Below are 5,308 nucleotides of genomic sequence, written 5' to 3' on the forward strand. Positions count from 1 at the left end.
CCCGAAGAGCAGGCCCTCAAATTCCTATCTCTTCGGCGGATCAGGTTGTTCAGCCTGAACTCAGTAGGGCCAGGATCTTGCGGATGTTGAGCCCGCAGCGTAAGCCTGCGCCGAGGGCCATCTTTGGCTAAGGTCTCTGATCGGATACTGGACCGTCCATATTGCCTCCTTATGGACGGTGCATGCGACTTTTTTAGGGCGAACGACTTACGCCAATTTTGCCGATAATATCGGCCCCCCCAACAATATCAGTGTGCCAAGGTTGGAGGTGCTACTTTTGTTATTTTTAACTCCAGACTAACACCGCAGAAGAAGGTGTCCTACGTCCGAATATAGAAGGCATGGATCGTATAATTCCCTACTGAAGCGATACACTCATGTCGGGGAAATATTAGATGCGGAGTTGTTTTCAGAAATAGGATGCCAAGCGTCGCGCGCAGCTGCACCTAGAGCCACATATTTATGCCCGTTTGTCGAGATGGTCACTTCTTTTCCAAGAAATTTTTCCGAAGTATTCACTCCATCAGTGATGTCACCAAGCTTCGCCAAGCTTGTTAGAGTCAAAACGTTGACACGCCTCCATGTACCAAAAAGGCGAGTAAATATACCTTTGCCACCATTTCCAACACCGATATTTCCTGGATTCCAGCTTATTCCATCCGCGACCGCTATAACACCATCTGTCGTATCGGGGGATACCTCACTGGGCGGTAAACAAATACCGTCCAAAAAGGTTTGCGCTCGACTGACCTTTGACGTCCGGACTGCGCTAAAATACGTCATCTGACCACCGAGGTCGGGTAAAGTTATGCGCGGGCGACCGGTGGACCAGCTCCCGAGATCTTTAAAATAATGAGCTGTGGTACCTACGGATGCTTCACAAGACAAATTGCATATATTTGTGTCCCTCATGCTTCCGCCAAGGTCCATCACAATCACACCACCATTCAAGTTCCCTTTGATGTCGTTAAAGCTACTATCGTATAGATTTGGGTAGCGAGGTGTGCACACATTATTCGGGATCTTGGACGCTCCGCTCTCTTCACCGGTAACGATATTGGTCGTATTAAATGCCCCCACAACATTAGATACAAAAATAATATCATTCCCCTCTGGATACCCGAGAACCGTACCATAGGCGCCAGATACTGCCTGAACAACGGTTTCTCCAACCCTATAGTCGGATGCTGAGGAAACGGCCAAAGACACTTCCGCATCTGTGGTGATAGAAATCTGCGCCAAACCAGAGACACCACCCGAAACTTCCAGATTTGAAATCCTCGTGCCTTTGAATGAAAGTCCTCCGAATATACCGCCTTTTAGATCGAAGCGAGCAAAGTGTTTCAGGTATCTTGCCTTGCAATCTATCAGCTGTGTGCGTTCACAATACCCATTCTTATTTCTAATTAAGAACAACGTCCCCTGATTTCTAGAGTTATCGAGAGAGCCCCAGCCCACATGGCCGATAAAACGAACTTGATTGGTATCTTCGATGACCCATGCAGTACCGTCTGTATTAAATACGGTTTCCCCGCCGTAGCACGTAAAAATTGGCGTATCAGCGCGTTTTTCTGAGGTTTGTATGCGCACCAATCCCGCTGAGACCGTGCGCGTACCACGTGTCCCAGTGAGCTGAAGAATTTTTTCCGTGGTGATGACCGTGGACAAATCAACGCGAACTTCAGATGCCAGTACGTAATTAGATCCAGGCGGCAAATAAAAGGTGGTCTTGTCGCCTGAGAAGAATGAGTTTAGATACTTTGCTATATCATCTCCATTTTTCCATCCATAGGCAACTGGATCATAAGTCTCACTTAAATCTCTTAATTTTACGCCACCTATAGTCTCAAAGTGATAGCTCTCAGAATCCCTAGGGAGAACTTGCCAACGATTTCCTGTAAGTTTCTGAAAAATCAACTGACCTTGTTCAAATAAATCATATGAGCGGGTGTCACTCGAAAGAGCATCAAAATCCGAAACTGCTTCACCTGGATTTAGCACTGCCTGCCCATGAGCAGTCTCAAGATTTTGAACGGTATTGCCATTTGGGACATAGGTATTTGGGGCAACTATGGAGAACGTTCCTTCAGGCGTCGTTGCAAGATCGCCGATCGATAGATCTGAGCTAAGCAATAGCGCTGAAATGTTGGGGAACCTTAGCATGGTAGATTTTCGGAGTTCATCAAGGGTCAGCTTGAGCTGAGCTCCATTCATCGGCAAACTTGGGACGGGTACCGCCATCACACTGGTTCCTTTTATGAAAAAACTGCGTCTATTCATAACAATCCTTTCATTATAGGAGGACTAACTGACCGTTCGCACCAGACCTACGGCAGCTATCATCTCAGAGCTGATAATATGTAGTCACTGATGCTCTACATGCTCGCCCATTAGTAATTATCGTGCCATGATCGTTCGTGGAAATCAATCCGGGGGACATTCATGTCTTAGCCCCCATGATCGCGGTGTGAACTGACTGGGCCGGTGGCCTCTCCCGCGGCATTCTCCATTCAAGGGTTGCGCTGGATTGGCTGGTGCCGAGCCTCAAGAATGAGGGAGAGACCAGATGCACTATAGCACGTTTATTGGGGTGGATGTCCACAAGGCGACAATCTCGGTCGCGGTCGCACAAGATGGGCGTGGTGGTGAGGTCCGCCACTGAGGAACGGTTCCGCACCGGCCCGATCACATCCGAAAGTTGGTGGAGAAGCTCAGCGCTTGCGGAAGTCGTCTGCATTTCTGCTATGAGGCTGGGCTATTCGATTATGGCCTGCACGCGAGGACAATGAAATATACCATCGGAATCGACATCTCGAAAGACACTCTTGATGCGCATCGTCTGATCAATAACGAAGCGCGGCAGTTCGCGAATTCGCCAGTCGGTCTGCGGGTACTTCGCCGCTGGATCGGCGTTGAAACGCCTGACCTCGTTGCCTACGAGGCGACCGGGGCTTACCATGCCGCACTCGAGTGTCATTTCGCCGGAATTTTGCCGCTGGTGAAGGTGAACCCGCGACAGGCGCGCCGCTTTGCCCAAGCCCGCGGAAGAAGGGCCAAGACCGATGCCGTTGATGCGCACGTTCTGGCCAAGATGGGATCCGCGCTCGATCTTGTGCCGGATGCGCCGACGGACAAGAACGAGCCTGCCCTCAAGGAGTTGCAGATCGCCCGCCCCCAGTCAGGGAAGTTGTCCGCTGCTCTACTTTTCCTCTATTTCTCAGGTGGGCGGGATAGGACGATGACGTGGGATATTCACCGGAACGAAAAGCGGCTGTGCTGAAGCGGATGCTTGCACCACACAACATGGCCCTCCGGCAGCTGTCGCAGGAAGAAGGGATATCGCGGGGAACGCTGCACAAGTGGCGTGCTGAGGCGCGCGGCAAGGGGCAGCTTTTGCCCGATGCAGATGCGGGCCCAGAGGGCGGGTCTTCGCGTGACAAGTTTGCGGCTGTGCTGGAAACGGCGGCGCTGAACGAGGCTGATCTGGCTGAATAGTGTCGAAAGCGTGGGCTTTATCCCGCGCAGATCGCGGCATGGCGGTCAGCGTGTGAACAGGCGAACGATTGGGACCGCGCCAGCACAACGCGCCTTGGTCAAGCGACAAAGGAAGAGAAGAAACGGGTCAAGGATCTGGAACGGGACCTGGCGCGCAAGGACCGCGCACTGGCCGAAACCGCAGCGCTTCTGGTTCTGCGAAAAAAGGCTCAGGCGATCTGGGGGGGGGCGACGAGGACGCATGATCAGCACGCCACATCGCCAAACCGCAATCGCCCTGATCAACGAGGCCGTCAGTGCAGGCGCGCGACGCTCCAAAGCCTGTATCGAGTTGGAGATCAGCGACCGCACCCTGCGGCGCTGGACAAACGGCGGCGAGGTTCAATCCGATCGGCGACCCCTCGCGTGGCGCCCTGAACCGGCCAACAAGCTGAGCCTGGGCGAACGGGCTGCTGTGTTGGATGCCTGCAATTGCGAGCAATTCTCCAGCCTTCCGCCCAGCCAGATCGTGCCAAAACTGGCCGATCAGGGGCGGTATCTGGCCTCGGAATCCAGCTTCTACCGCATTCTGCGCGCCGATGGGCAACAGCATCACCGGGGCCGGGCAAAGCCTCCGATCCGGCGCAAACCACCCACGAGCTACAAGGCCTGCGGGCTCTGCGAGGTCTGGACCTAGGATATCACTTGGATGCCCGGGCCTGTAGCGGGCATGTTCTTTCACCTCTACCTGATCGTGGATATCTTCAGCCGCAAGATTGTCGGCTGGGAGGTGCATGAGCGCGAGAGCGCGAGAGCGCGGAAATGGCGTTCAATCTGATCCGGCAGGCTGTCCTGGTAGAGGGCTGCATCACGCGCCCCCTCGTCCTGCATGCCGACAATGGCAGCCCTATGAAGGGTGCCGCGATGAAAACCACCATGGAGAAACTGGGCATCACCGCGTCCTACAGTCGCCCGCGCGTCAGCAATGACAACCCCTTCTCCGAAGCCCTGTTCAGAACCTGCAAATACCGCCCGAACTGGCCGACCAAGGGCTTTGCCACCAAGGCCGATGCGCAAGCCTGGGTGAGAACCTTCGCCAGTTGATACAACGGCGAGCACCTGTACCGCGCCATCCGTTTCGTCACACCAAATGCGCGCCACGCCGGTCGTGACAGCGCAACACTCACCCGCCGCGCCAGTCTTTATGCGAATGCACGCATGCAAAACCCGGAACGCTGGTCAGGCAAAACCCGAAACTGGCAACCCGCCGGCCCCGTCTGGCTTAACCCAGAAACCGAAACCAGCGCCCCTGAAATCAGAGACGCCGCATGAAATCCGCGGACAACTCCTTTGACAAACACCGCCCGCATGGCGCTGATCAAGGAAAGAACGCGATTGCTGAACCGCTCGAAAACACAGTCTCTGGCGGTCCTTAAACGCCAAGCCAAGGCCCGGCTTGAGCAGATCAAGCGCCAACTCACTGAGTTGGAAGCGGCGCTGCTGGACCTCGCGCGGCGGTGACCGAAACGAGCACGTGCCTTTGACATTCTTTGCTCGATCCCGGGGCTGGGACGGGTCACTGCGGTCGCGATCCTCGTCGAATGTCCAGAAATCGGAAACCTGAGCCGAAAGCAGATCGCAAGCCTTACAGGCCGCGCGCCCATGAACCGACAATCGGGCCAATGGCTTGGCAAGGCGTTCATACAGGGCAGGCGCAAGTTCCTGCGCGATGCGCTCTACATGCCAGCGCTTGTAGCGGCTCGTTTCAACCCGGACGCGCGCATTCAACCCCTTGATCTGCTCCAGATACATCTGACCAAGTTCCCGCACTTCG

The 5,308-nt window shown here is 54.4% G+C and carries 4 protein-coding genes and 1 pseudogene; 4 read left to right on the forward strand and 1 reads right to left on the reverse strand.

The features are described 5' to 3' along the window. Positions 1 to 375 precede the first annotated feature (375 nt). The gene (locus P775_RS27485; RefSeq protein ID WP_143520813.1) at positions 376 to 2,241 is read right to left on the reverse strand and encodes a hypothetical protein; all 1,866 of its coding nucleotides are present in this window, start codon (positions 2,239 to 2,241) and stop codon (positions 376 to 378) included. 544 nt (positions 2,242 to 2,785) lie between these two features. On the opposite strand from P775_RS27485, the gene P775_RS05005 reads away from it, so the two are divergent. The 4 genes and pseudogenes from P775_RS05005 to P775_RS29735 form a co-directional block, all read left to right on the forward strand. After that, complete coding sequence (locus P775_RS05005; RefSeq protein ID WP_143520815.1) at positions 2,786 to 3,280, forward strand: IS110 family transposase; 495 nt, start codon at positions 2,786 to 2,788, stop codon at positions 3,278 to 3,280. A gap of 5 nt (positions 3,281 to 3,285) precedes the next feature. Next, positions 3,286 to 4,806 (forward strand): annotated as a pseudogene (locus P775_RS05010) (IS3 family transposase). Between the two features lie 36 nt (positions 4,807 to 4,842). Then, positions 4,843 to 4,995 carry a hypothetical protein gene (locus P775_RS29730; RefSeq protein ID WP_180287330.1) on the forward strand — a complete coding sequence of 51 codons (153 nt, stop codon included), beginning with the start codon at positions 4,843 to 4,845 and terminating at the stop codon, positions 4,993 to 4,995. A gap of 69 nt (positions 4,996 to 5,064) precedes the next feature. Then, positions 5,065 to 5,308, forward strand: a 244-nt coding sequence (locus tag P775_RS29735) for a transposase (protein WP_425439883.1), incomplete at its 3' end; no start/stop codon positions are given.

The sequence above is a fragment of the Puniceibacterium antarcticum genome (assembly GCF_002760615.1).
Classification (GTDB): domain Bacteria; phylum Pseudomonadota; class Alphaproteobacteria; order Rhodobacterales; family Rhodobacteraceae; genus Puniceibacterium; species Puniceibacterium antarcticum.

Bases quoted from the DNA above. Each gene is read 5' to 3' on its own strand.
- P775_RS29730 (WP_180287330.1), top strand. From the start codon at position 4,843: ATGGCGCTGATCAAGGAAAGAACGCGATTGCTGAACCGCTCGAAAACA.
- P775_RS05005 (WP_143520815.1), top strand. From the start codon at position 2,786: ATGAAATATACCATCGGAATCGACATCTCGAAAGACACTCTTGATGCG.
- P775_RS27485 (WP_143520813.1), bottom strand. From the start codon at position 2,241: ATGGCGGTACCCGTCCCAAGTTTGCCGATGAATGGAGCTCAGCTCAAG.